The sequence below is a fragment of the Sodalis sp. RH21 genome (assembly GCF_047324175.1).
Classification (GTDB): Bacteria; Pseudomonadota; Gammaproteobacteria; order Enterobacterales; family Enterobacteriaceae; genus Acerihabitans.
In genome coordinates, this window is record NZ_CP178732.1 from 5,872,115 (window position 1) to 5,891,766 (window position 19,652).

Consider the following 19,652-nt stretch of genomic DNA (forward strand, 5'->3'; position numbering starts at 1 on the left):
TCCGGCTGTTGGCCAAGGCATGCAGCGGCCGGTGAGTCCAGGTTATGGGATACGGTCAATAATGCCCCGGCATGTTGGCAATGGGCTTTACGGCATCTGGACGGCATCGGGTTGCTGCCACAAGGTCTTCAAGCGATCGACGAACCATTTACCAGCGGGTCCGGGCGGTTGCGAAGGCTGGTGAAACGCCGACATCGTCAACATGAAACCCGTGGGCGGCATGTCGTCCACATCCAGCACTACCAACGTGCCTGCCGCGATGTCTTTCTCGACCATATGCACGGGCATCCCTCCCCATCCAACGCAGTCTTTGAGAAATGCATATTTGGTGGACAAGTCCGCCAGACGCCAGGTCGACGGCGATGCGACGGCGAAATCTCGACCGACCGTAAGGTCTGACCGGTCGGTGAGTACCAGTTGTATATGTTTCGCCAGCTCGCGCCGTGGTATCCGATGACCCAAGCGCGCGAGCGGATGACCTGGCGCGGCGACCGCAACCAACGGCAATTCCCCCAGCCGTTCGCTAACCAATGATGGAAAAGCCTGCGGCAACGGCGGCAGGATGCCCAGGCTGCACCGGCCGTCCAGAACGGGTCGATAGGCCGCTCCCAGGGCTTCGACGAAGAGGCGCAGCGGCGTCAACGGAAACTGGGTCGCGAACGCTTTGACGACGGCGCTGACCACGCTGGTTGGAAAGAACACGTCGATCACCACCGAGATCGGCAGCGGCAGCGTCGGCAAAGCCCTGGCCAGTCAATTCGCCCGCAGCGACATCACCGTTGGTATAACGAACACGCGCGGTCCAGATTCCATAGCGTCAATAGCCAAAAACCTTGGCGATAAGGTGGTTCCCCTGACGCTGCAAGAAGCGCTCAAGGCCGATGTGATTCTCCTGGCGGTTCCCTTTTGGTCGCACCGCGACGTCGCCAAGGCCGCCGCGACTTGGCAGGGCAAAATCGTCATCGACGTCACCAACGCCTATGGAGTGCCGCTGTCCGAGCTCGACAATCTGCCTTCATCGGCGGTCGTGGCCAAGGCGCTGACCGGGGCGCTTTTCAGCTATCACCAGGACTGGGTTGAACGCCTGGCCCGCGCGGCGCAGGCGGAAGCGGCGAAGAAAGCCGGTTGACGCGTTTGTCCTGACGTCCGGGCCGCGCTGCCTGCCAGGATCGGTGGATAAATCATCCACCACACACCATCGGAGAAAAAGCATGAAAATCGAACTTACAGGCCGCAGGGCCATCGTTACGGGATCGACGGCGGGCATTGGCCGCGCCATCGCCGAGGGGCTCTCGCGCGCGGGCGCATCGGTGGTCATCAACGGGCGCGGAGAACAGCGGGTCGCCGCGGCGTTACAGGAACTGCGCGCTGCTGCCCGACGCCGACTTTATGGGCGTTGCCGCCGACCTCTCGACGGCCGAGGGATCGGCGGCCCTGGCGGCTCAGGTGGCGGATACCGACATTCTGGTCAACAACCTCGGCACCGCGCATCTCAATGGTTTCTTTGATCAGGACGACAGCGAGTGGCTTGATCTATTCCAGCTCAACGTGATGAGCGGCGTACGCGCCGCACGGCGCTATGTACCGGCGATGGCTAAGCGCGGCTGGGGGCGGGTGGTGTTTATCAGCAGCGAGTCCGCGATCATGATTCCCAAGGAGATGATCGACTACGGCATGACCAAGACCGCACAGCTCGCCGTCTCAAGGGGACTGGCGGAGTTGGTCGGCGGAACCGGCGTCACCGTCAACGCGGTTTTGCCCGGGCCGACCCGCTCCGAGATCCTGTCTACCTGGATGAAAGCCACCGCCGAGGAACAAGGTATCACGCAGGAGGAGGCGGAGCAGAACTTCCTGAAGACCATGCGCCCGACCACGCTTATCAACCGGTTCACGACGACCGAGGAAATCGCGAATATGGTGGTTTACGTGTGCTCGGAGCAGGCATCCGGTACGAGCGGCGCCGCACTGCGCGTCGATGGCGGCGTGATTCGCGCGATTCCCTGAGTTGCGCCGGCTACCGCCGCGGCCTGCCCTCCGGGGGGGCAGTTTGGCATCTTCACTACAAGGCAGGAGAATACTATGTTTGAAGCGATTAATTGGCCGGCGGATATGACGCCCAGCCGCTCCCCGATTCATTTTACTAACGAGCTTGAGGTTGCCGCCTCGCCCGGAACCCTCTGGTCCCTCCTCATCGACCTTTTAGAAGACCTCGCAAAGGTCGCGTTGGAGCGTGAAACTCGGGGAGGTTCGACCAAGATCCAGGTGTAATCTTGTACTGGGTGGATCGGTGCGGTTATGCCACATGCCGATGCGGCGGGCGCAGTATCGGTATTATTGTTAATATTTTCAATGATAATGATTGCTAATAATAATCTTATGCCATTGGTAATAATTATATTGTGTTAAATGCGGGGAGTATAACCCTCCCGCATGATGGCTTTAGGACAACCAGGCGTGAACCTTGATTACCGCATCGGCGAAATGCCGGGGCGCCTGCTGCGGCAGATTGTGTCCCGCATCGACCACGCGGTGTTCATGCGGCCCGACAAACATGCGGGCATGCTCTGCGGTCCCCCCGGGCTTAAGCGGGTCGGTCGCCCCGTCGATGGTCACCGTCGGCACCGTTATCGTGGGTTTCTGCGCCAGGCGGTCTTCTAGCGGCTGCAACGCGGGGTCGCCCGCCGCGAGGCCAAAAGTACAGCGGTAACAATGGATCACGATATCCACGAAGTCTGAGTTTTCGAAAGCAGTCGCAGACCGTGCAAACGTTGCTTCATCGAATTGCCAGCCAGGCGACCATTCGCTCCATAGTATCCGGCACAGTTCGCGGCGGTGTTCAGCCAGGCATTCACGGCCACGCTCGGTCTGGAATAGATGCTGATACCAGAAAACGTGCTCAAGGGATGGCGCGACGGGATGCCGTTGTTGACGTACATCGATTATATCGTAGCTCGCATATGACACCAGGCCGCCAATTCGTTCGGGCCACAGCGCCGCCGCCACGCAGGACGCGTTGCCTCCCCAATCAAAACCGCCGAGTATCGGCCGTTCCAGCCCCAAGGCGTCGGAAAGCTGGACGATATCGGAGCCGCGGGCGGCCTGCTGCCCGCTCCGCATGGCATTATCGGAAATGAAGCGGGTTGGGCCGAACCCGCGCGTATAGGGAGCTATCACCCTCGCTCCTGCCTGCGCCAGGATCGGAGCCACTTCATCGAAAGCATGCACGTCGTAGGGGAAGCCGTGCGACAGGATTACCGGCCAGCCATTGGTTGGACCATCTTCGATGTAGGCGATCCGCAGGACGTCGGTTTCGACGCTTCTTACCAGATGCTCGTTCATAAAATGTCCTTTGGTTGACGTTGAGGTGTCGGTGGCTGCTACCGGCGTAATGGCGAGCCTCGCCACGCTGCGGCACCATCAAAATATAGCATTCTTATTGTATGCATTATCCAGCGGTATACGATCCACACGCCCAACATACGCGTAATAGTTGGTCGGGTACTCCTAAGCCAACCGTGATATGGCCTCCGGCGTACCTTCAAAAATAAACGGATTGAGGAACATCCGTCTCCAAAACAGCTGGCGATCCGCCTCGCTCAAAGCGGCTTCGTCGCAAACGCTTGTCCAGCGCATATGTACGGTTTCGATGTGATGCGTAATGATCTCAATGGCTTCGGCTTCTTTGAGTAGAAACTTCGTGGCTGCTTTCAGACAAACGGCAAGATTGATCATTCGGTTCTCACCGATGATCGGCATTGCTCGCGTTGCCTCGTTACCTGTCCGGTTCTGCGGACAAATGTCGTAGGTCGGAGTCAGTTTCATTGTTTTACCGTTCCAAAATGCAGCGTGATTGCGGGCATGATCGTCAGTATTGCCGCAGATGATATAAAGACTAGGCGGCCAAACAACTCGCGCAACGTCGCTTTAGGCTCGTCGAAGCGCTGGCGGATGATGTCTGAGAGTCTGTCATCCTGGCGAGTGATTTCAACCGACGAAGCTCTGGCCCTGCCAAAAATCGGGCTAAAATCTGCAGCGTAAAAACGAATAATGTTGCCACATTCGTTGACAGCTACCGGGCTCAGGAGAATTGAGTCTCCTTTTGATAAGAGCTCAATACTTACGTATTCTTGATTTTAAACGTGATTGTAACGGAGGGAAACTAAATTAAGGAAAATCCTTATTTTAAGTTGAGGCTTAAGTTAAAATAAGAGTAGGGGTTATTTTAACTTTATCGAGGATATCCTATGCATCGCGGACTTACAGGTCACTATGTGCCCAGCATAGCAGGAGGTGTCAGTTGCCAGGCCTTTATCCCTCGGCCACTGCCGCCGTTACCAGCGTTGAGCATTGATAGTAAATTACAAAAAAGGATAAATGAAGCCAATCGCGCCTTAGGACGCTTGGATGCGATAAGTATACTTTTGCCTGATGCCAATCTCTTTCTTTACAGCTATGTACGGAAAGAGGCTGTTATGTCATCACAAATCGAAGGTACGCAGTCTTCATTAAACGATCTGATGTTATTCGAAATGAAAGGCTTACCAGGCGTGCCGATGGATGATGTCCAAGAGGTGTCATGCTATGTTAAGGCCCTCTATTTGGGTGTCCAGCGCATAAATGAAGGTTACCCTATTACGTATCGGCTTATTACAGAGATGCATAGAGCGCTGATGATTTCTGGTAGGGGCATCAACCGTGGCCCCGGAGAATTCAGAGATAATCAGGTATGGATCGGCGGGCATCGTGCGGACGAAGCCACTTGTGCATCTAAACATTGATTAATTCCTTTTTTTAATGAAACGGTATATTAAAAATATAACTATTGCACTAATCATTGTAATGAAAGAGGAGTACATAAAACTATAAACTTCGTCCTGAGTAATATTAGAAAAAAAGAAACCTCTTTCACATAGATAAACATAAATGTTGGCGACAAAGGGGCCTAAAAATAATGTATACCATGCTTGTTTTAGCGATCTCCTTATTATTAAAGCTATGAATAAAAATTTAATTACATAAAATAAAGGCGTAAAAATATTAAATTCTATAATTTACCATGTTATGTAATTCAGGCCTGATGAAAGTGTACTATAATCAACCTGAAGAATATTATTGAAATCTTTGAGCGAGAGGTCAGTCACACGGTAACGCCATACCCATGTCTGTTCAAATGAAATCAATGATAATCGAAAACCTCACATCGGCAATGTCATGGGTACCTGTGTTTTGCGGATGTCTAGCCTATGCCCAGGCTTGGGGTATACCAAGGTCCGGCACAGGTCTCTTCTTTCTTTTTTCCCAAAGATCCGCTTTCTGCCAGACTCGGGCCTTCCCCCTTTAAGGGGCCGCCAGCCGGGCCGAAAACTACCGATATGTGAAAAAGTCGGAAGTAGTGAAGAGCTAGGAAAGGTAATTGCGCAGTGGTTTTATTTTATCGGTTATCATAAACAAACTAATTAAATCGATATGTAATTATTTAGTGAGCGATAGCATAATTATTGCGACTGATATTTATATTGGCGGTGATTATCATCGAAGTAATTAAATCAAGGAAAACAAAATGCAGCTTCATGAGGTTGTGAGCCGCTTTTTACGGCCTATCACCATCGGAAGTTGTGGCTCACCCCCGGAACGTCCCACCCCGTGGGGGTAGAGGATCTGGCGTAAAGGCGCCACCCGCAAACGCATCTGGCCGGGTTCGGCGGACTGTTGCAGGCGGATGCCTATGCGAGCTTCAACCCGCGGTATGAAGGAGGCCGGAGGCCATATCCGCGAGGTCGGCTGCATGGCCCATGGCCGGCGTAAAATCCATGATATCCATGTCCGGCATCCGTCGCCGACCACCACCGAGGCGCTGCACCGGATCGGTGAGCTGTATGCGATCGAAGCCGACATCCGGGAGCGTTCGGCCGAGGAACAAAGGCAGGTACGCGAAGCACCAAACCAGTCGGGCATTTACTTACATGCCTAAATGACATAGTTTCAACTGCGTTCAGATATCAGCCCAACAATGACTTAAATAGAATAAGGATGTCGCATGACCGTAAAAAAAGTTCTCCTTACAGGTGCCAGCGGCCGTATTGGGCGCACCTGTTTTAAAGCGATGTGCGATACCTATGACTTCATCCTTACTGACCTGAATGTACCGGACTATGAGATTAGTTCGCCACATCGGTTTATTCCGGCTGATCTTTCAATGCCGGGTTCTGCAGTAGAGCTTCTGAGCGCCGGGCAACCTGATGCCGTAGTTCACCTTGCTGGGGTCCCCGACGCCGATGCCACATTCGAACAGCTACTGCCGGCTAACATCCTGGCCACCACTTTGCTGCTTGAAGCCGTAGCTGAAACGTCGTGTCATCGCTTTGTCTTTGCCAGCAGTGCCCAGACGATTGAAGGTTATCCGGTTGACGTGCAGATCCATCCAGGTCTGGCGGTAGCGCCTGCCAATCTGTACGGCGTAACGAAGTGCTACGGTGAGGCACTATGTTCCTTTTATGCCACTCAGCGTGGCCTTTCCTGCGTAGCGCTCAGGATAGGCGCATTTGAATCTAAATGTGATGCGCTTAAAAATGCCCGGGATTTCAGCGCCTGGCTCAGTCCACAGGATGCCGTGAGGTTAATAACCCGCGCCATAGAAGCTGAAGATATTACTTTCTTTATCGGCTACGGGATTTCGGATAACCGGTTTAAGCGATTCGACCTGTCACGCACCCGCGAAGTACTGGGTTACAAGCCGGCCGATGATGCGTTCCGGGAATTTGAGCCGGGGTCGCTTATCTTTTGATGACTTATATTTTATTCAGTTGATCTCCTTCTTAAAGCCGCGACTGGGAGGGTCCGTTGCCAGCGAGCAGTGAGGCATGGTGGTGAATTAGCGTAAGCGGGTGGCCAACTCGCCTTGCCGTTCGATATTGACCTGCCGATACTGATTCCCTTGCCCCATCATACTGATTTGGCAACATTAGGAACCGTTATGGAACCATTGAGGCATGCACCGCCATTATACAGCCTCATTCATATCTCTGCTGTGGACTGTAGGTAGGCTAATGTTGCCGGCCGGGCCGTCGGGGCCCGGCTATTTTTCATCACCCACGCATTCGCAAATTTCTCTGAATTTTAGTAATACGCAATCGACGTGAGTGGAATTACTCAATATCCTATATCTAATATTGAGGAAGTATTTCATCTGATTTTATTAATTTGCCATTAGATATAAGTACACAGGAAGCTGAAGTGCTTAACGAGATGAAGCAGTATTGTCCTCCAGTGCCCGTAAATGCTGCGCCAATTGAGAAACGGTTTGCTCGCCGGTAGCGGCCGCCACCGTCAAATTTTCCAGCATAGTGTCGTTATCACGGATCGCTATGCCGTTACGGTAGAGGAACGTCATCGTAACGAAAAAGGCTGTCCGTTTGTTACCGTCATTAAAAATATGGCCGCGGGCCACTGCCACCCAATACGTGGCGGCCAGTGCAAAAATGTCCGTTATCCCTTCACAGTGGCAGCGGTTCTGCACCCGATAAATAATGGCATCCGCCCGACCTGGATCAGGCATTCCCATAACACCTGGCAAGCGTTGCAATATACGATCATGGAAAGCGATTACTTCCTGTGCGCTCACCCAATTCATCGGTCAGTCAGCGCCTCTATGGTATGGCCATGGCGTTGCATGATGAGGTCAAATTCGGCATCCAGTTTACCATTCTGGTAAGCCTCGAATTCCGCTTTGCTGATTACCACGGCGGCGCTGCCATCCCTACGGGTGATTTCAACCGGTTCACCGTTAACCGCGGCATCCAACACGATAGAGATATTGGCCCTGGCTTGAGTTGATGTATAGGTACGCATGATGGCTCTCCTGAGATGTACATATAAAATGTACACTTAAAGTGTATTTTATACAATCGGCAAAGAATGATCTATCGATAGTAGGGTAAACTTACCTTTAGTTAATAATTTAAAAGAACCAAAAGTCAGGGATGTCGGTAACGGCTTGAAAGAACTGCGGGTTAATGCACAAGAAAAGCCCAAAAACGCCGAAATCAGCGTTGGAGTTGGCAAAAAATCGTATGAGAGACCTTAAAAGGGGGCTTCAAGATGGCAGATGAAGACTTAGAACTTGTTTCTTTCGCTGAGGTTAAAGCGGCCGCTTTAAAAAACCCGGATGTGTTGGAAGCGTATAACGATATCCAGATACGAAAAGCACTGGCCGCACAGCTTAAAACGGCCCGAAAGGCCATGCACCTTACCCAGCAGGACATAGCCCTCAAGACCGGGATTAAAAAGCAGAATATCAGCAGAATCGAAAATGGCCTGGTATCGCCCAATTTCTCAACGCTTAATCGTTATGCCGCAGCTTTAGGGGGCACATTTATTTTTCAACTAAACCATTTGTCGTGAATTTGCACGAGATTCATCCAGTTGTAAAATAATGGTATTTTACGTTAGTTGCCTTACGGACCAGCGTAAACTCCGCTGTAAATTTTTAATAAAAAGCGGATGCAAAAAAGCCCTGTAAACAGGGCATTGTCGTTTATAAGATGTGATGCGAAAATCACTCGATATTCTGTATCTGCTTCTTATTTTTATTCTATCTCTATGTTTTTCATAATTTAAAAATTAAAAACATTACATTTGGTACATCAAATGGTACATGAAATTGTATGTTGTGAATATTATATTATTTGTTTAATATTCAACGCTTTGTTAATTTGTCAAATAGCCGTAAACAGTGATTATCAGCAGGATCAATTTGCAAGCCACTTTTTGCTAATTCCAAGGCTTCTTTCTCCTTATTTAAATGCAAAGCTAACCATGCAATCCGAGAATAGGCTGTTGGATCAGCTTCATTTCTTCTTCTGTAAACAACATTAAATAATTTAATTAATAACTCTTTTTTTACTTGTTCACCAAGTTCTATTTCATTTGATTTAAATACTATGTTTATTCTGTTTGTTATATTAGATAACTCATCAAAGCTAATATTATCATATGCAGAAACCTGAGTTAGTCCAAGTATTTGATCAAATGGATGATTTAGCCTATCTGAAACATTTGCAAATAGATACCATGCGGAGGATCTATTCCTGTCAGATTTTTCGTTCTCAAGATATCTTGTTATACAATCCTTAGCAATATTATTAAATTCCGGATCATTTGCTTCTAAAAGCCAGGATGCGAGTAATTTCCATCCATTATTGAAAGTATAACAAATTCTTTGAAGAATTATCTTATGAACCTTAATGAATTCTTCATTGTGTGAAATTGTAGATAAATATTTTGTGAAATTTTTTGTTAATGAATTATTTTTATCTTCAAGTTTTGTGACTCCAAATCTTCTCAGCAAACTAATGTCTTGTGATATCAGGAATTGCTGGGTGTTGACTTTGATTTTTTTATTACCAAAAGCAAATGCCACATAAGGTAATTGAATGAAATAATATCCATCTTCTGCTTTAACTTCTTCTATCATTGAATATTGGATCAATATTTCAATTGATTTTTCCACTTCTAGTGGATCTTCAAGAGAGTACATCAAAATTGACTCAAGTCCTAACAATGGGACTGCGGAGTTCCATGATGCCAAAGTAAGGAAAATTCTTTGAGCACAAGGTGTTAATACAGAATATGTTCTTTCAAATAGTGCAGTTAATACTTCATCACTACCAGCAATAAGTCGTTCTAAAGAGCCTTTCATTCTATTTCTGACAAAATCGCCTATTAATATTTTTATTATATATGGGTGACCAGCAGAAATCCTATAAATTTTATCCCTATTTTCGGTAGTAATGTTTTCGTCGATATTAAGTTTTTTTGTTGTTATATTTATCAGTTCCATTGATTCATCAAAATTCATACCTTGTACTTGTAAAGGATAATCCCCTTTGAAATCACGGAGTCGAGTTGTTATCAATGCCTTATTTGGTGAGCGAATATAAGTATCAATCCATTTATAAGTTTCTATAGGATTATCTATTGTTTCAAAATTATCAAACACAAATAAGGTGGGGCCAGCATCTGCTTTAACTAGTTGAGTTTGAAAGTATTCAATAGGATCAAATTTTTTATCTTTTGATGTTTCTTCGGAAACAAATAGAGAAATATAATATTTGGCAATATCTTTTTTTGTAATCACTTCTGCTCTTACAAGTTTTACTCCATTTGGAGAAAGATCTATATCTCTTGAACTAAACCAAATTACAGCATCAAAGCGGGGTGTTTCATATAGTAGCGGTATTACCTTCAATGCTAAAGATGTTTTCCCGATACCACCCCGGCCTAATAATGTTATAGCGATATGTCTATCATCATTAAGTAACTTAAATAATTCATCTTCTAATTCCTTACGATTTATATAATCATAAGATAGCGCCGGAACATTTGAAAAACAATTAGTATAAGCTAAAAGTTCTCCTAGCCCCTGAGATTCACTTGCAGGAAGCTTACCTTTTGGCGCAAAGTATTCACTTGAATCTTCTTGAATTTTATCATCACTTAAATAAGACATCATTTCATATTTTGTGTTCTTGAATCCGCCATTTGAAATGTAAAAATCCTGTAGGTCTGGATCGCTTTTCAATAGAGGGACTTTATAGAGGTTATCTATGTAAACATATACCCCCTCTTCATATTGAAATGAATCATTTTTTTTGAGCATTTCCAAATAGTCATTTAAGCTTGAAATTGAAGTGACTCGATATTTTCCGCTCATGTTTCTTTTTAAATAAGCTGAGGGTATTTTTAGTAATGAGAGATTTGCCAAAATTATTTTTATACTTTTTTCGAGATAAATAGCAGCATTTGAAGCCATGTTACTTTGCGTAGCACCGTGCCCTCTAGTTTTATTCCTTAATTCAGTAAAATTCTTGAACCAAATTTTCAAGTCACGCTTTGCTGTGTTTGTATCCACTGGTAAGTTGAAGAATTTCATTGCCTTGTTCAACTCATCAACAGCTTCATATTGCCATTCTGTAGTGTCGGTTTTTTTTGTTAACTCCATTTGATGAATTCTCATTCCTTCTGGAAGATATTGTGATGCAGTTCCAGTAAGTAAATCATCAATAGCTTGACTCCATTCCCCTAATCCGTTGGCACGGACTAAACCATGTAAAATTCTATATTGATGTCTATCTTTGTCTTTTTTTAAAGTGGAAGTAATGATTAAAGTTATTATTTTTGTTATCGCCTCACCGGCAACGAGTAAATTGAAAAAGAAAGTAAAATCAGAATCACTCTTTGATACTTCTACCTTACGTATTAACTCATCGGTGAAGTGTTTCATTATCATTTGCCTTAATGATTATTATTAGCTACTCAAATTATTACTATGTCTTATTGATAGTAGTTAAGCAAGCGGGTTTTCAGGATAAAAATGTCGATGAAGGGAATGACTGTATTAGATTGTCAACCAATTAGACAGCGCGCAATCATAGCCCCGCCACGCCTGCCCGCCTGATCTATCGCTTTTCATGCAGGTGCATGACATGAAGTGCGGAAAAGCCCCCTTGATTTGGCCTCCAAAGGCATTTTCTGGGAGCGATGAATCATGCGAATTCTTGCAGTTTGATGCGGCATTCACGCAGCAAATCGCTGCCAAAAAAAATCCCCGCCGGTTTAGCCTGGCGGGAATGTCTGGTCAAAGTTTTACGCATGTCTTAGCTGCGATGGCGATCCGGTAGCTTGAACCTGTCACCGTAGCGATTTAGGCAACGCGGCAGCGGCGCTTTTATCACCGGCTCGCTAGCATCTTTTTTATCCTCCGGGCGGTGGATGATGCTCGTGAGACTCTCGATTGTCTTGAAGGTGCAGGAGCAGTCAATATTATGGCACTGGTAATAAGCTTACTGGGTCTTTTCGGAAACGTAAAAGCTGCTGTGGGTGTTGGCGGTTTGGCCGCATAAAGAACAGCGCATCGCAACCGGTGATCCCCTTTTTGATTCTCCCTGAGTGGTGCAACCAGTTCAGCTTGTTTCAATGCTTCCTAGTGATATTGCATTTGAATAATTAATTTAAATTTTAATATATACAATGTTTATATTAAATGACTACTATATGTGAATATCCTCATTCCACTCAGGATAAGATTATAATAAATAATGCCTAAACGAGTTTGTTTTTTATATGAATACTACTTTCTATCCAATGCACAATACATTATTCTCCCTAGGCCATTATAAAATCCATGGCCGGGATTTGCAGCCCGATTACTCTAAGGCGATATTAAAGTACGTTTAGCACGTTAATAATATCGAACTGTCCTACCTTTTTCTTCAAGCCGTTATTTGTTATGGTTATGGAGTCAATGGTGGCTCAGGCGGGACAACCTGCGGGTTGGCCGGTATCCTTAGAGGCCGGTACTGCGAATCCTGTCTGGGCTACCACCCATGAGATTTGCAGCTCTGGTGGTAGTGGCATTGATACTCTAAGGAGATTTATTTATGACCAACACTGCCATCCTCACCACCGAATTGCGTATAGCCCTCTATCGCAGGGTCGCGGCCCTCGCATATCGGAATTATTGCACTGCCAATCATATCCCACATGACATTGAACTTGAAGAATTGGAAGTTAAAATAGCATACGAAGTAGAAGTGGATCATATTCTTGAATATGGCCCGCAAAACGGATTGGAATATGCCTGTGAATTGCTAAGCGATATGGTCGACCCGGACTTTCTTAATGCGCCGCCACGTTTGACTGAATGGGGTGTTGAAGCGATGAATAGCATCCTGGGGGGAGGGAGTAATATGTCTAATGAAAATAAAATTCTACATTAACCTCATTCAACTAATATTAATTCATCATTATTAGTATTAGTAAGTTGCATTTTTCAAAGAGAATAACCCGTAAATCGGGTTATTCAAAATATGATTTACTCCTTTGATTTTATCACTACCAACTATTGATATTAATGGTTGTATAAGCAATATAACGAAGCAATATATAATTTATATATTAGTAAGTTGTATTATAAGTAATCATAGTTGATTACTTTTGAATGAGATGATAAAATCATCATACTTGATTACCAAGGATGGATTCGTGTTTACTCTGAGTCTGGTTAGGGCGGCGCAAAAGGAGTTAGCAAAGCTGCCCCATGGTTTGTACGCTGCGATGATTGATTTGATGGAAGAGTTAGGTGAAGCAGGTAATAATTTAAAAGAACCAAAAGTCAGGGATGTCGGTAACGGCTTGAAAGAACTGCGGGTTAATGCACAAGAAGGTATTGCCAGGGGTTTTTTCTTTTTTGAAATTGACCGTCGAATCTATGTCGTACATATTTTGCACAAGAAAAGCCCAAAAACGCCGAAATCAGCGTTGGAGTTGGCAAAAAATCGTATGAGAGACCTTAAAAGGGGGCTTCAAGATGGCAGATGAAGACTTAGAACTTGTTTCTTTCGCTGAGGTTAAAGCGGCCGCTTTAAAAAAACCGGATGTGTTGGAAGCGTATAACGATATCCAGATACGGAAAGCACTGGCCGCACAGCTTAAAACGGCCCGAAAGGCCATGCACCTTACCCAGCAGGACGTAGCCCTCAAGACCGGGATTAAAAAGCAGAATATCAGCAGAATCGAAAATGGCCTGGTATCGCCCAATTTCTCAACGCTTAATCGTTATGCCGCAGCTTTGGGGGGCACATTTATTTTTCAACTAAACCATTTGTCGTGAATTTGCACGAGATTCATCCAGTTGTAAAATAAAGGTATCTCACGTTAGTTGCCTTACGGACCAGCGTAAACTCCGCTGTAAATTTTTAATAAAAAGCGGATGCAAAAAAAGCCCTGTAAACAGGGCGTTGTCGTTTATAAGACGTGATGCGAAAATCACTCGATATTCTGGATCTGTTCCCGCATCTGCTCAATCAGCACTTTCAGTTCTATCGCCGATGTCGTCACGCTGGCGTTAATCGACTTGGACCCCAGCGTGTTCGATTCGCGGTTGAATTCCTGCATCATAAAATCCAGGCGGCGGCCGACGGCTTCCTTTTTGTTCAGGATGTTATACGTTTCCTTTACATGGGCATCCAGGCGATCCAGCTCTTCGGAAACGTCCACGCGCTGGGCCAGCAGCACCAGTTCCTGCTCCAGGCGGTTATTTTCCAATTGCACCTGGGCTTCGGCCATTTTGGCCACCAGGCGTTCCCGCTGCCAGACGATGATATCGGGCATTTGCAGGCGCACCTTGGCCACTTCGGCGCTGACGCCGGCCAGGCGCTGCTCGATCATGATCTTGATGGCGGCGCCTTCGGTTTCGCGGGCCAGGATGAAATCATCCATGGTGGCATCCAGCGCCGCCAGCAGTTCGGCGCCGATGGCGTCCAGATCCTGCTCTTCGGCCGCCATTACGCCGGGCCAGCGCAGAATTTCCACCGGATCGATTTCGCCTTCGTCGCTTTGCATCTTCACCCACTGGGCGGCTTCAACCAGCTGTTTGGCCAGGGGTTCGTTTAAAATCAGCGCGCTTTGGGCGTTGGGATTAACGTCAAAACGCAAATTACATTCTATCTTGCCGCGGGTGAGGCGGTTGCGCGTGCGTTCCCTGATGGCCGGTTCCAAACCGCGGAACTGCTCCGGTAAACGGATATACGTTTCCAGATAGCGTTGATTAACCGAACGTAGCTCCCAGGCGGCGTTGCCCCAGTCACCCTTAACTTCACGCCGTGCGAATGCGGTCATACTGCGGATCATATGCGTACCCGTCTCAATAAAAAAGTTGGGGGGATTATAACGTCGCACGGCCGGGCATGATAGGCATATGGCGCCGAAGACCGTATAATGCGCAGCCAATACACGAAATACCAGCCCGGAGAGACCCAATGCGTCCAGCAGGCAGAGCGATACAGCAAGTGCGTCCAGTCACCATTACCCGCCATTTTACCAAGCACGCCGAAGGTTCGGTGCTGATTGAATTCGGTGACACCCGGGTGCTGTGCACCGCCACGGTGGAGGACGGCGTACCGCGCTTTCTGAAAGGACAGGGGCAAGGCTGGATCACGGCGGAATACGGCATGCTGCCCCGCGCCACCCATACCCGCAACGCCCGCGAGGCCTCCCGCGGCAAGCAGGGCGGCCGCACTCTGGAAATCCAGCGTTTGATTGCCCGCTCGCTGCGCGCCGCGGTGGATTTGACCAAGCTGGGTGAATATACCATCACCCTGGACTGCGATGTGCTGCAGGCCGACGGCGGCACCCGCACCGCCTCCATTACCGGCGCCTGCGTGGCCCTGGCGGATGCCTTGCGGGTCATGCAGAAAAAAGGCCAGTTGAAAACCAACCCGTTTAAAGGTTTTGTGGCGGCGATTTCGGTAGGCATCGTGGCCGGCGAAGCGCGCTGCGATCTGGAATACGTGGAAGACTCGGCGGCGGAAACCGACATGAATGTGGTGATGATGGAAGACGGCCGCATGATTGAAGTGCAGGGCACCGCCGAAGGCGAGCCGTTCAGCCAGGAAGAGTTAATTACCTTGCTGGAACTGGCGCGCGGCGGCATCGACACGCTGGTGCTGGCCCAGAAAGCCGCATTGGCGGAATAACCATTGCATAATGGTTTGCCGTGCCGTCGGGCACTCGGCGGTAGCGTAACCAACTGAATAAAGGCGCCGGCTTATGGCGCCCCGTAATGAGGAGCAGGGTCCGTGAAAGATTACCAGCGCCAGTTTATCGAGTTCGCTTTAAACAAACAGGTTTTGAAATTTGGCGAATTTACGCTGAAATCAGGCCGTAAAAGTCCCTATTTTTTTAATGCCGGCTTGTTTAACACCGGGCGGGATCTGGCGCTGCTCGGGCGTTTTTACGCCGCGGCGCTGATGGATTGCGGCGTTGATTTCGACCTGGTATTCGGCCCGGCTTACAAAGGCATTCCCATTGCCACCACCACGGTAGTGGCGCTGGCGGAACATTATGAGCGCGACGTGCCTTATTGCTTTAACCGCAAAGAAGCCAAGAATCACGGCGAAGGCGGCAATCTGGTGGGCAGCCCGCTGCAGGGCAATGTGATGCTGGTTGACGATGTGATTACCGCCGGTACCGCTATTCGCGAGTCCATGGATATTATTTCCGGCCATAACGCCAAGCTGGCGGGCGTGCTGATCTCCCTCGACCGGCAGGAAAAAGGCCGGGGCGAGATCTCGGCCATCCAGGAGGTGGAGCGCGATTATCACTGCAAGGTGATTGCCATCGTGACCCTGGCGGATTTGATTGATTACCTGGAAGAGAAAAGCGAACTGGCCGATCATCTGGCGGCGGTGCGGGCCTATCAGCGCCAATACGGCATCTGAAGGGTTGAAGCGGCGGTAAGCGCGATCCGGCGCTACCGCAAAACCGCACGGCCCGCCAGGGCCTGGCATGGCTTAATGCAATTGGGCCATCAGCAGCGGCCAGCGCACTTCAAACTCATGGGTGGGCGAATAGCGGAATTCGGTGCGCACAAAGCGCGCCAGCATGCCTTCGCAAAACGCCAATAGCTGGCTGGCCAGCAGGGCCTCGTCCAGCTCGAACGCTTCCCCTTCACGGAGCTTGCGCTCGCGCAGCACCTGGCGCAATTGCACTTCGATGCGTTCATACAGCTGGTTGATGCGCCCCTGCAACCGGTCCTGTTCAAACATCAGCGCATGGCCGGTCATAATACGGGTCAGGCCGGGGTTGCGCTCCGCAAAACCCAAAATTAGCTGCAAAATCAGGCGAAGACGATTAATGGTCTCTTTTTCGTCCTGCAATATCAGGTTGATACGGGATATCAGGCTATCTTCAATAAATTCGATCAGGCTGTCGAACATCCGCGTTTTACTGGGAAAGTGTCGGTATAAAGCCGCCTCGGAAACGCCGACGGTGGCCGCCAGTTTAGCGGTAGTGATGCGTTGGCTGCCGTCGCCGGACTCAAGCATTTGCGCCAATGCCTGCAAAATTTCCTCGCGGCGATTGCGTTTCACACTCTTTTTTTCTGCCATACCGAATAGGTCCCTGGGTAAAAACCATCAAAAATGAACAAATATCAGGCATCGGCTGTCGCGGCCTGGGCCATGACAGCGTTGATATAATGAATTGTCGATGCCGGGAAAGAACCGCCCGTTAAAACTTATTGCCGGCCGGAGTGGCCAAATCCGCCTTCGCCGCGTTCGCTTAAGGCAAAATCCTCAACGACATTGAATTCCACCTGCACCACCGGCACGAAGACCATTTGCGCTATGCGTTCGCCCGGTTCGATGGTGAAGACGTGCTGTCCGCGGTTCCATACGGACACCATCAGCGGCCCTTGATAATCCGAATCAATCAGCCCGACCAGATTACCCAATACGATGCCGTGCTTATGTCCCAGGCCGGAGCGGGGCAATACGACCGCCGCCAGGCCGGTATCGGCGATATGCACCGCCAAGCCGGTAGGGATCAGGGTGGTTTCGCCGGGCGCCAGGATAACGGCATCATCGATACAGGCGCGTAAATCCAGGCCGGCGGAGCCAGAGGTGGCGTAAGCCGGCAGCGGGAACCGATCGCCGATGCGTTTATCCAGAATTTTAAGATCGATTTTTTTCATCATAACGGGTGATAATCTCGTCGATTAATTGTTGACCAAGCAGCGCTTTACCGCTCAGTGGTAACAACGTATTCCCTTGTTCCCAGAACAAATGCAGCGCATTGGCGTCGCTGTTAAAACCGCGGTCGGCCAGGGAAACGTCATTGGCGCAAATCAAATCCATATTTTTGGCGATGCGTTTTTGCCGGGCGTATTCTTCCATATTCTGGGTTTCGGCTGCAAATCCGACCACAAAGGGACGATGAGTCGTCATGGCGCCGACGCTTGCGACGATATCAGGGTTTTTGATCATTTTTACGGTGATTTCGGCGCCCTGGGTTTTTATTTTTTCCGGGGCCTGCTGCGCGGCGCGATAGTCCGCCACGGCGGCGCAGCCGATAAAAATATGCTGTTGTTCAATGTCCTTCATCACCGCTTCCTGCATCTCCTGCGCGCTGGTCACGTCGATGCGCCAGACGCCGCGCGGCGTGGGCAAATCCACCGGGCCGGATACCAGAGTCACGTGGGCGCCTTTATCCGCCGCCGCCTTGGCGATGGCGAATCCCATCTTGCCGGAGCTATGATTGCTGATATAGCGTACCGGATCGAGGGCTTCCCGGGTGGGGCCGGCGGTTATCATGATATTGAGGTGCTGCAGGGAAACATCGACGGTAAAGTGGCGCCGCGCCAAATCCACCAGGTCCAGCGGATCGAGCATGCGGCCGGGACCGATATCGCCGCAGGCCTGGCTGCCGTTATCCGGCCCCCAAAGCAGCACGCCGCGGGATTCCAGGATGCGTAGATTCGCCTGGGTGGCCGGCGCCCGGTACATCTGCTGGTTCATGGCCGGCGCGACGGCGATGCGCGCGGCGGTGGCCAGGCACACGGTGGTCAGCAGATCGTTGGCCATGCCGGCGGCAATGCGCGCCAGCACGTCGGCGCTGGCGGGGGCCAGCAGCACCAAATCCGCCCATTTGCCCAGCTCGATATGGCCCATGGCCGCTTCGGCCGCCGGGTCCAGCAAATCATCGGAGACGGGATATCCCGATACTGCCTGCAGCGTCAGTGGGGTAATAAACGCTTTGGCCGCGGGGGTCATTACCACCCGCACTTCCGCGCCCCTGTCGCGCAAACGGCGCACCAGTTCGGGGCTTTTATAGGCTGCGATACCACCGCTAACGCCAAGTACAATATGTTTGCCGGAAAGTTCCGTCATCTCGATTGCCCGCTTGTAAGCTTAAGTAAAAAACATTTTATCATAACCCTTGGCGTTCATAGCCATCTGTCTTTTTGCGCAGCATCCTGTGTTAATTTACAGCCCTCGCCGCAATTTTCTCCTGCCGCCGTCGAGCGCGGCGGCGCCGGATGGCATAATCGGCGGATGGGTATGGGGAGACGGGGACATGACGGAATCAAAAGGATGGCACGATAAACTGGCGCCGCGTGAGAAATTGCTGTTATTCGGTCCGGCGGCGTTGACCAATACCGAACTGCTGGCGCTGTTCCTGCGTACCGGCATACGGGGCATGCATGTGATGCAATATGCCGAACATTTGCTGGAGCACTTCGGTTCTTTCCATAAACTCATTGCGGCGGACCGCCAGTCCTTATCCGCCGTAAAAGGGCTGGGCGCGTCGAAATGCACCCAGATACAGGCTATTGGCGAGATGGCGCACCGCTTTTACTCTTCGCATCTGATGCGCGAGGATGCGCTGACCAGCCCGGACATTACCCGCAGCTATCTTCGGTTATTGCTGGCTCACCGCGAGCGCGAGGTGTTTGTGGTCATGTTCCTGGACAATCAGCATCGGTTGATCAACCATCAGGAAATGTTCCACGGCACGGTGAACAGCGTTGAAGTGCATCCGCGGGAAATACTGCGCGAGGCGCTTAAAGTCAATGCAGCGGCGATTATTTTAGCGCACAATCATCCGTCGGGAAGAGCGGAGCCCAGCCGCGCCGATCGGGAAGTGACCGATTTAGTGGTGAAGGCGTGCATGTTTCTGGACATCCGGGTACTCGATCACCTGGTCCTTGGAGCGGGAGAATACGTTTCTTTTGCCGAAAAAGGGTGGCTGTGAGTCTCTTTTGCGCGATCCTCAGGGATCTTTAGCTGCGCGGGACTTGAGCACTTGCGCTTCAA

General features: G+C 49.6%; 21 protein-coding genes and 4 pseudogenes. 14 read left to right on the forward strand and 11 right to left on the reverse strand.

What is annotated here, in order from left to right; genetic code table 11:
* Positions 1-87: 87 nt before the first annotated feature.
* Positions 88-702: a LysR substrate-binding domain-containing protein gene (locus ACL2XP_RS27085; RefSeq protein ID WP_413736511.1), complete on the reverse strand. Its 615-nt coding sequence runs from the start codon at positions 700-702 to the stop codon at positions 88-90.
* On the opposite strand from ACL2XP_RS27085, the gene ACL2XP_RS27090 reads away from it, so the two are divergent.
* The 3 genes and pseudogenes from ACL2XP_RS27090 (at position 665) to ACL2XP_RS27100 (ending at position 2,268) form a co-directional block, all read left to right on the forward strand.
* Entirely contained in the window at positions 665-1,129 is a 465-nt protein-coding gene (locus tag ACL2XP_RS27090; RefSeq protein ID WP_413736512.1) for an NADPH-dependent F420 reductase, read from the forward strand. The genes ACL2XP_RS27085 and ACL2XP_RS27090 overlap by 38 nt on opposite strands.
* Before the next feature lie 82 nt (positions 1,130-1,211).
* A pseudogene (locus ACL2XP_RS27095) lies at positions 1,212-2,004 on the forward strand (SDR family NAD(P)-dependent oxidoreductase).
* A gap of 75 nt (positions 2,005-2,079) precedes the next feature.
* Entirely contained in the window at positions 2,080-2,268 is a 189-nt protein-coding gene (locus tag ACL2XP_RS27100; protein WP_413736513.1) for a hypothetical protein, read from the forward strand.
* 171 nt (positions 2,269-2,439) lie between these two features.
* Here the strand turns inward: ACL2XP_RS27100 and ACL2XP_RS27105 are convergent, their stop codons facing one another.
* On the reverse strand, positions 2,440-3,405 hold the full coding sequence (locus ACL2XP_RS27105; RefSeq protein ID WP_413736514.1) for an alpha/beta fold hydrolase: 966 nt from the start codon (positions 3,403-3,405) through the stop codon (positions 2,440-2,442).
* 99 nt (positions 3,406-3,504) lie between these two features.
* The gene (locus ACL2XP_RS27110) at positions 3,505-3,885 is read right to left on the reverse strand and encodes a HipA domain-containing protein (protein WP_413739306.1); all 381 of its coding nucleotides are present in this window, start codon (positions 3,883-3,885) and stop codon (positions 3,505-3,507) included.
* Positions 3,886-4,244: 359 nt separating this feature from the next.
* On the opposite strand from ACL2XP_RS27110, the gene ACL2XP_RS27115 reads away from it, so the two are divergent.
* The 3 genes and pseudogenes from ACL2XP_RS27115 to ACL2XP_RS27125 all read left to right on the forward strand — a co-directional run bounded on the left by ACL2XP_RS27115 (position 4,245) and on the right by ACL2XP_RS27125 (position 6,784).
* Positions 4,245-4,778 (forward strand): Fic/DOC family N-terminal domain-containing protein, encoded by a 534-nt coding sequence (locus ACL2XP_RS27115; protein ID WP_413736515.1) that lies wholly within the window; start codon positions 4,245-4,247, stop codon positions 4,776-4,778.
* Between the two features lie 895 nt (positions 4,779-5,673).
* A pseudogene (locus ACL2XP_RS27120) lies at positions 5,674-5,938 on the forward strand (IS66 family transposase); the annotation flags it as partial.
* A gap of 99 nt (positions 5,939-6,037) precedes the next feature.
* Positions 6,038-6,784, forward strand: coding sequence for an NAD-dependent epimerase/dehydratase family protein (locus tag ACL2XP_RS27125; RefSeq protein ID WP_413736516.1), 747 nt, complete (start codon positions 6,038-6,040; stop codon positions 6,782-6,784).
* 453 nt (positions 6,785-7,237) lie between these two features.
* Here ACL2XP_RS27125 and ACL2XP_RS27130 read toward each other — a convergent pair whose 3' ends face one another.
* Together ACL2XP_RS27130 and ACL2XP_RS27135 are read right to left on the reverse strand one after the other, a co-directional pair.
* Positions 7,238-7,630 carry a type II toxin-antitoxin system death-on-curing family toxin gene (locus tag ACL2XP_RS27130; protein WP_413736517.1) on the reverse strand — a complete coding sequence of 131 codons (393 nt, stop codon included), beginning with the start codon at positions 7,628-7,630 and terminating at the stop codon, positions 7,238-7,240.
* Complete coding sequence (locus tag ACL2XP_RS27135; RefSeq protein ID WP_413736518.1) at positions 7,627-7,848, reverse strand: type II toxin-antitoxin system Phd/YefM family antitoxin; 222 nt, start codon at positions 7,846-7,848, stop codon at positions 7,627-7,629. The genes ACL2XP_RS27130 and ACL2XP_RS27135 overlap by 4 nt, the downstream gene beginning before the upstream one ends.
* Before the next feature lie 249 nt (positions 7,849-8,097).
* On the opposite strand from ACL2XP_RS27135, the gene ACL2XP_RS27140 reads away from it, so the two are divergent.
* Positions 8,098-8,400, forward strand: coding sequence for a helix-turn-helix domain-containing protein (locus ACL2XP_RS27140; protein WP_413736519.1), 303 nt, complete (start codon positions 8,098-8,100; stop codon positions 8,398-8,400).
* A gap of 295 nt (positions 8,401-8,695) precedes the next feature.
* Here ACL2XP_RS27140 and ACL2XP_RS27145 read toward each other — a convergent pair whose 3' ends face one another.
* Positions 8,696-11,281 (reverse strand): NB-ARC domain-containing protein, encoded by a 2,586-nt coding sequence (locus tag ACL2XP_RS27145; protein ID WP_413736520.1) that lies wholly within the window; start codon positions 11,279-11,281, stop codon positions 8,696-8,698.
* A gap of 373 nt (positions 11,282-11,654) precedes the next feature.
* Positions 11,655-11,831, reverse strand: a pseudogene (locus ACL2XP_RS27150) (hypothetical protein); the annotation flags it as partial.
* A gap of 455 nt (positions 11,832-12,286) precedes the next feature.
* Here ACL2XP_RS27150 and ACL2XP_RS27155 point away from each other — a divergent pair.
* The 4 genes and pseudogenes from ACL2XP_RS27155 to ACL2XP_RS27170 form a co-directional block, all read left to right on the forward strand.
* Positions 12,287-12,409: pseudogene (locus tag ACL2XP_RS27155) on the forward strand (ash family protein); the annotation flags it as partial.
* 28 nt (positions 12,410-12,437) lie between these two features.
* Entirely contained in the window at positions 12,438-12,776 is a 339-nt protein-coding gene (locus tag ACL2XP_RS27160) for a DUF5375 family protein (protein WP_413736521.1), read from the forward strand.
* A gap of 265 nt (positions 12,777-13,041) precedes the next feature.
* Positions 13,042-13,377, forward strand: a complete 336-nt coding sequence (locus ACL2XP_RS27165) for a type II toxin-antitoxin system RelE/ParE family toxin (protein WP_413736522.1) — start codon at positions 13,042-13,044, stop codon at positions 13,375-13,377.
* Positions 13,367-13,669 (forward strand): helix-turn-helix domain-containing protein, encoded by a 303-nt coding sequence (locus ACL2XP_RS27170; RefSeq protein ID WP_413736523.1) that lies wholly within the window; start codon positions 13,367-13,369, stop codon positions 13,667-13,669. Before ACL2XP_RS27165 ends, ACL2XP_RS27170 begins: the two co-directional genes overlap by 11 nt.
* 155 nt (positions 13,670-13,824) lie before the next feature.
* Here the strand turns inward: ACL2XP_RS27170 and ACL2XP_RS27175 are convergent, their stop codons facing one another.
* The gene (locus ACL2XP_RS27175) at positions 13,825-14,688 is read right to left on the reverse strand and encodes a YicC/YloC family endoribonuclease (protein WP_413736524.1); all 864 of its coding nucleotides are present in this window, start codon (positions 14,686-14,688) and stop codon (positions 13,825-13,827) included.
* A 128-nt stretch (positions 14,689-14,816) separates the two neighbouring features.
* Here ACL2XP_RS27175 and rph point away from each other — a divergent pair, with 128 nt between their 5' ends.
* Together rph and pyrE are read left to right on the forward strand one after the other, a co-directional pair.
* Positions 14,817-15,533 carry a ribonuclease PH gene (gene rph / locus ACL2XP_RS27180; protein WP_413736525.1) on the forward strand — a complete coding sequence of 239 codons (717 nt, stop codon included), beginning with the start codon at positions 14,817-14,819 and terminating at the stop codon, positions 15,531-15,533.
* Positions 15,534-15,635: 102 nt separating this feature from the next.
* Positions 15,636-16,277 (forward strand): orotate phosphoribosyltransferase, encoded by a 642-nt coding sequence (gene pyrE / locus ACL2XP_RS27185; protein WP_413736526.1) that lies wholly within the window; start codon positions 15,636-15,638, stop codon positions 16,275-16,277.
* A 72-nt stretch (positions 16,278-16,349) separates the two neighbouring features.
* On the opposite strand, the gene slmA is transcribed toward pyrE, so the two are convergent.
* The 3 genes from slmA to coaBC form a co-directional block, all read right to left on the reverse strand.
* Positions 16,350-16,946: a nucleoid occlusion factor SlmA gene (gene slmA, locus ACL2XP_RS27190; protein ID WP_413736527.1), complete on the reverse strand. Its 597-nt coding sequence runs from the start codon at positions 16,944-16,946 to the stop codon at positions 16,350-16,352.
* 128 nt (positions 16,947-17,074) lie between these two features.
* Entirely contained in the window at positions 17,075-17,533 is a 459-nt protein-coding gene (dut, locus tag ACL2XP_RS27195; protein WP_413736528.1) for a dUTP diphosphatase, read from the reverse strand.
* Entirely contained in the window at positions 17,511-18,725 is a 1,215-nt protein-coding gene (coaBC, locus tag ACL2XP_RS27200) for a bifunctional phosphopantothenoylcysteine decarboxylase/phosphopantothenate--cysteine ligase CoaBC (RefSeq protein WP_413736529.1), read from the reverse strand. Before coaBC ends, dut begins: the two co-directional genes overlap by 23 nt.
* A 187-nt stretch (positions 18,726-18,912) precedes the next feature.
* Here coaBC and radC point away from each other — a divergent pair, with 187 nt between their 5' ends.
* On the forward strand, positions 18,913-19,590 hold the full coding sequence (gene radC, locus ACL2XP_RS27205) for a RadC family protein (RefSeq protein WP_413736530.1): 678 nt from the start codon (positions 18,913-18,915) through the stop codon (positions 19,588-19,590).
* The last annotated feature ends 62 nt before the right edge of the window (positions 19,591-19,652 follow it).

Excerpts from the sequence above, each read along its gene's own strand:
- dut (WP_413736528.1), bottom strand. The coding sequence starts at position 17,533 with ATGATGAAAAAAATCGATCTTAAAATTCTGGATAAACGCATCGGCGAT.
- coaBC (WP_413736529.1), bottom strand. The coding sequence starts at position 18,725 with ATGACGGAACTTTCCGGCAAACATATTGTACTTGGCGTTAGCGGTGGT.
- ACL2XP_RS27135 (WP_413736518.1), bottom strand. The coding sequence starts at position 7,848 with ATGCGTACCTATACATCAACTCAAGCCAGGGCCAATATCTCTATCGTG.
- slmA (WP_413736527.1), bottom strand. The coding sequence starts at position 16,946 with ATGGCAGAAAAAAAGAGTGTGAAACGCAATCGCCGCGAGGAAATTTTG.
- radC (WP_413736530.1), top strand. The coding sequence starts at position 18,913 with ATGACGGAATCAAAAGGATGGCACGATAAACTGGCGCCGCGTGAGAAA.
- ACL2XP_RS27130 (WP_413736517.1), bottom strand. The coding sequence starts at position 7,630 with ATGAATTGGGTGAGCGCACAGGAAGTAATCGCTTTCCATGATCGTATA.
- ACL2XP_RS27100 (WP_413736513.1), top strand. The coding sequence starts at position 2,080 with ATGTTTGAAGCGATTAATTGGCCGGCGGATATGACGCCCAGCCGCTCC.
- ACL2XP_RS27115 (WP_413736515.1), top strand. The coding sequence starts at position 4,245 with ATGCATCGCGGACTTACAGGTCACTATGTGCCCAGCATAGCAGGAGGT.
- rph (WP_413736525.1), top strand. The coding sequence starts at position 14,817 with ATGCGTCCAGCAGGCAGAGCGATACAGCAAGTGCGTCCAGTCACCATT.
- ACL2XP_RS27140 (WP_413736519.1), top strand. The coding sequence starts at position 8,098 with ATGGCAGATGAAGACTTAGAACTTGTTTCTTTCGCTGAGGTTAAAGCG.
- ACL2XP_RS27160 (WP_413736521.1), top strand. The coding sequence starts at position 12,438 with ATGACCAACACTGCCATCCTCACCACCGAATTGCGTATAGCCCTCTAT.
- ACL2XP_RS27170 (WP_413736523.1), top strand. The coding sequence starts at position 13,367 with ATGGCAGATGAAGACTTAGAACTTGTTTCTTTCGCTGAGGTTAAAGCG.
- ACL2XP_RS27145 (WP_413736520.1), bottom strand. The coding sequence starts at position 11,281 with ATGAAACACTTCACCGATGAGTTAATACGTAAGGTAGAAGTATCAAAG.
- ACL2XP_RS27125 (WP_413736516.1), top strand. The coding sequence starts at position 6,038 with ATGACCGTAAAAAAAGTTCTCCTTACAGGTGCCAGCGGCCGTATTGGG.
- ACL2XP_RS27175 (WP_413736524.1), bottom strand. The coding sequence starts at position 14,688 with ATGATCCGCAGTATGACCGCATTCGCACGGCGTGAAGTTAAGGGTGAC.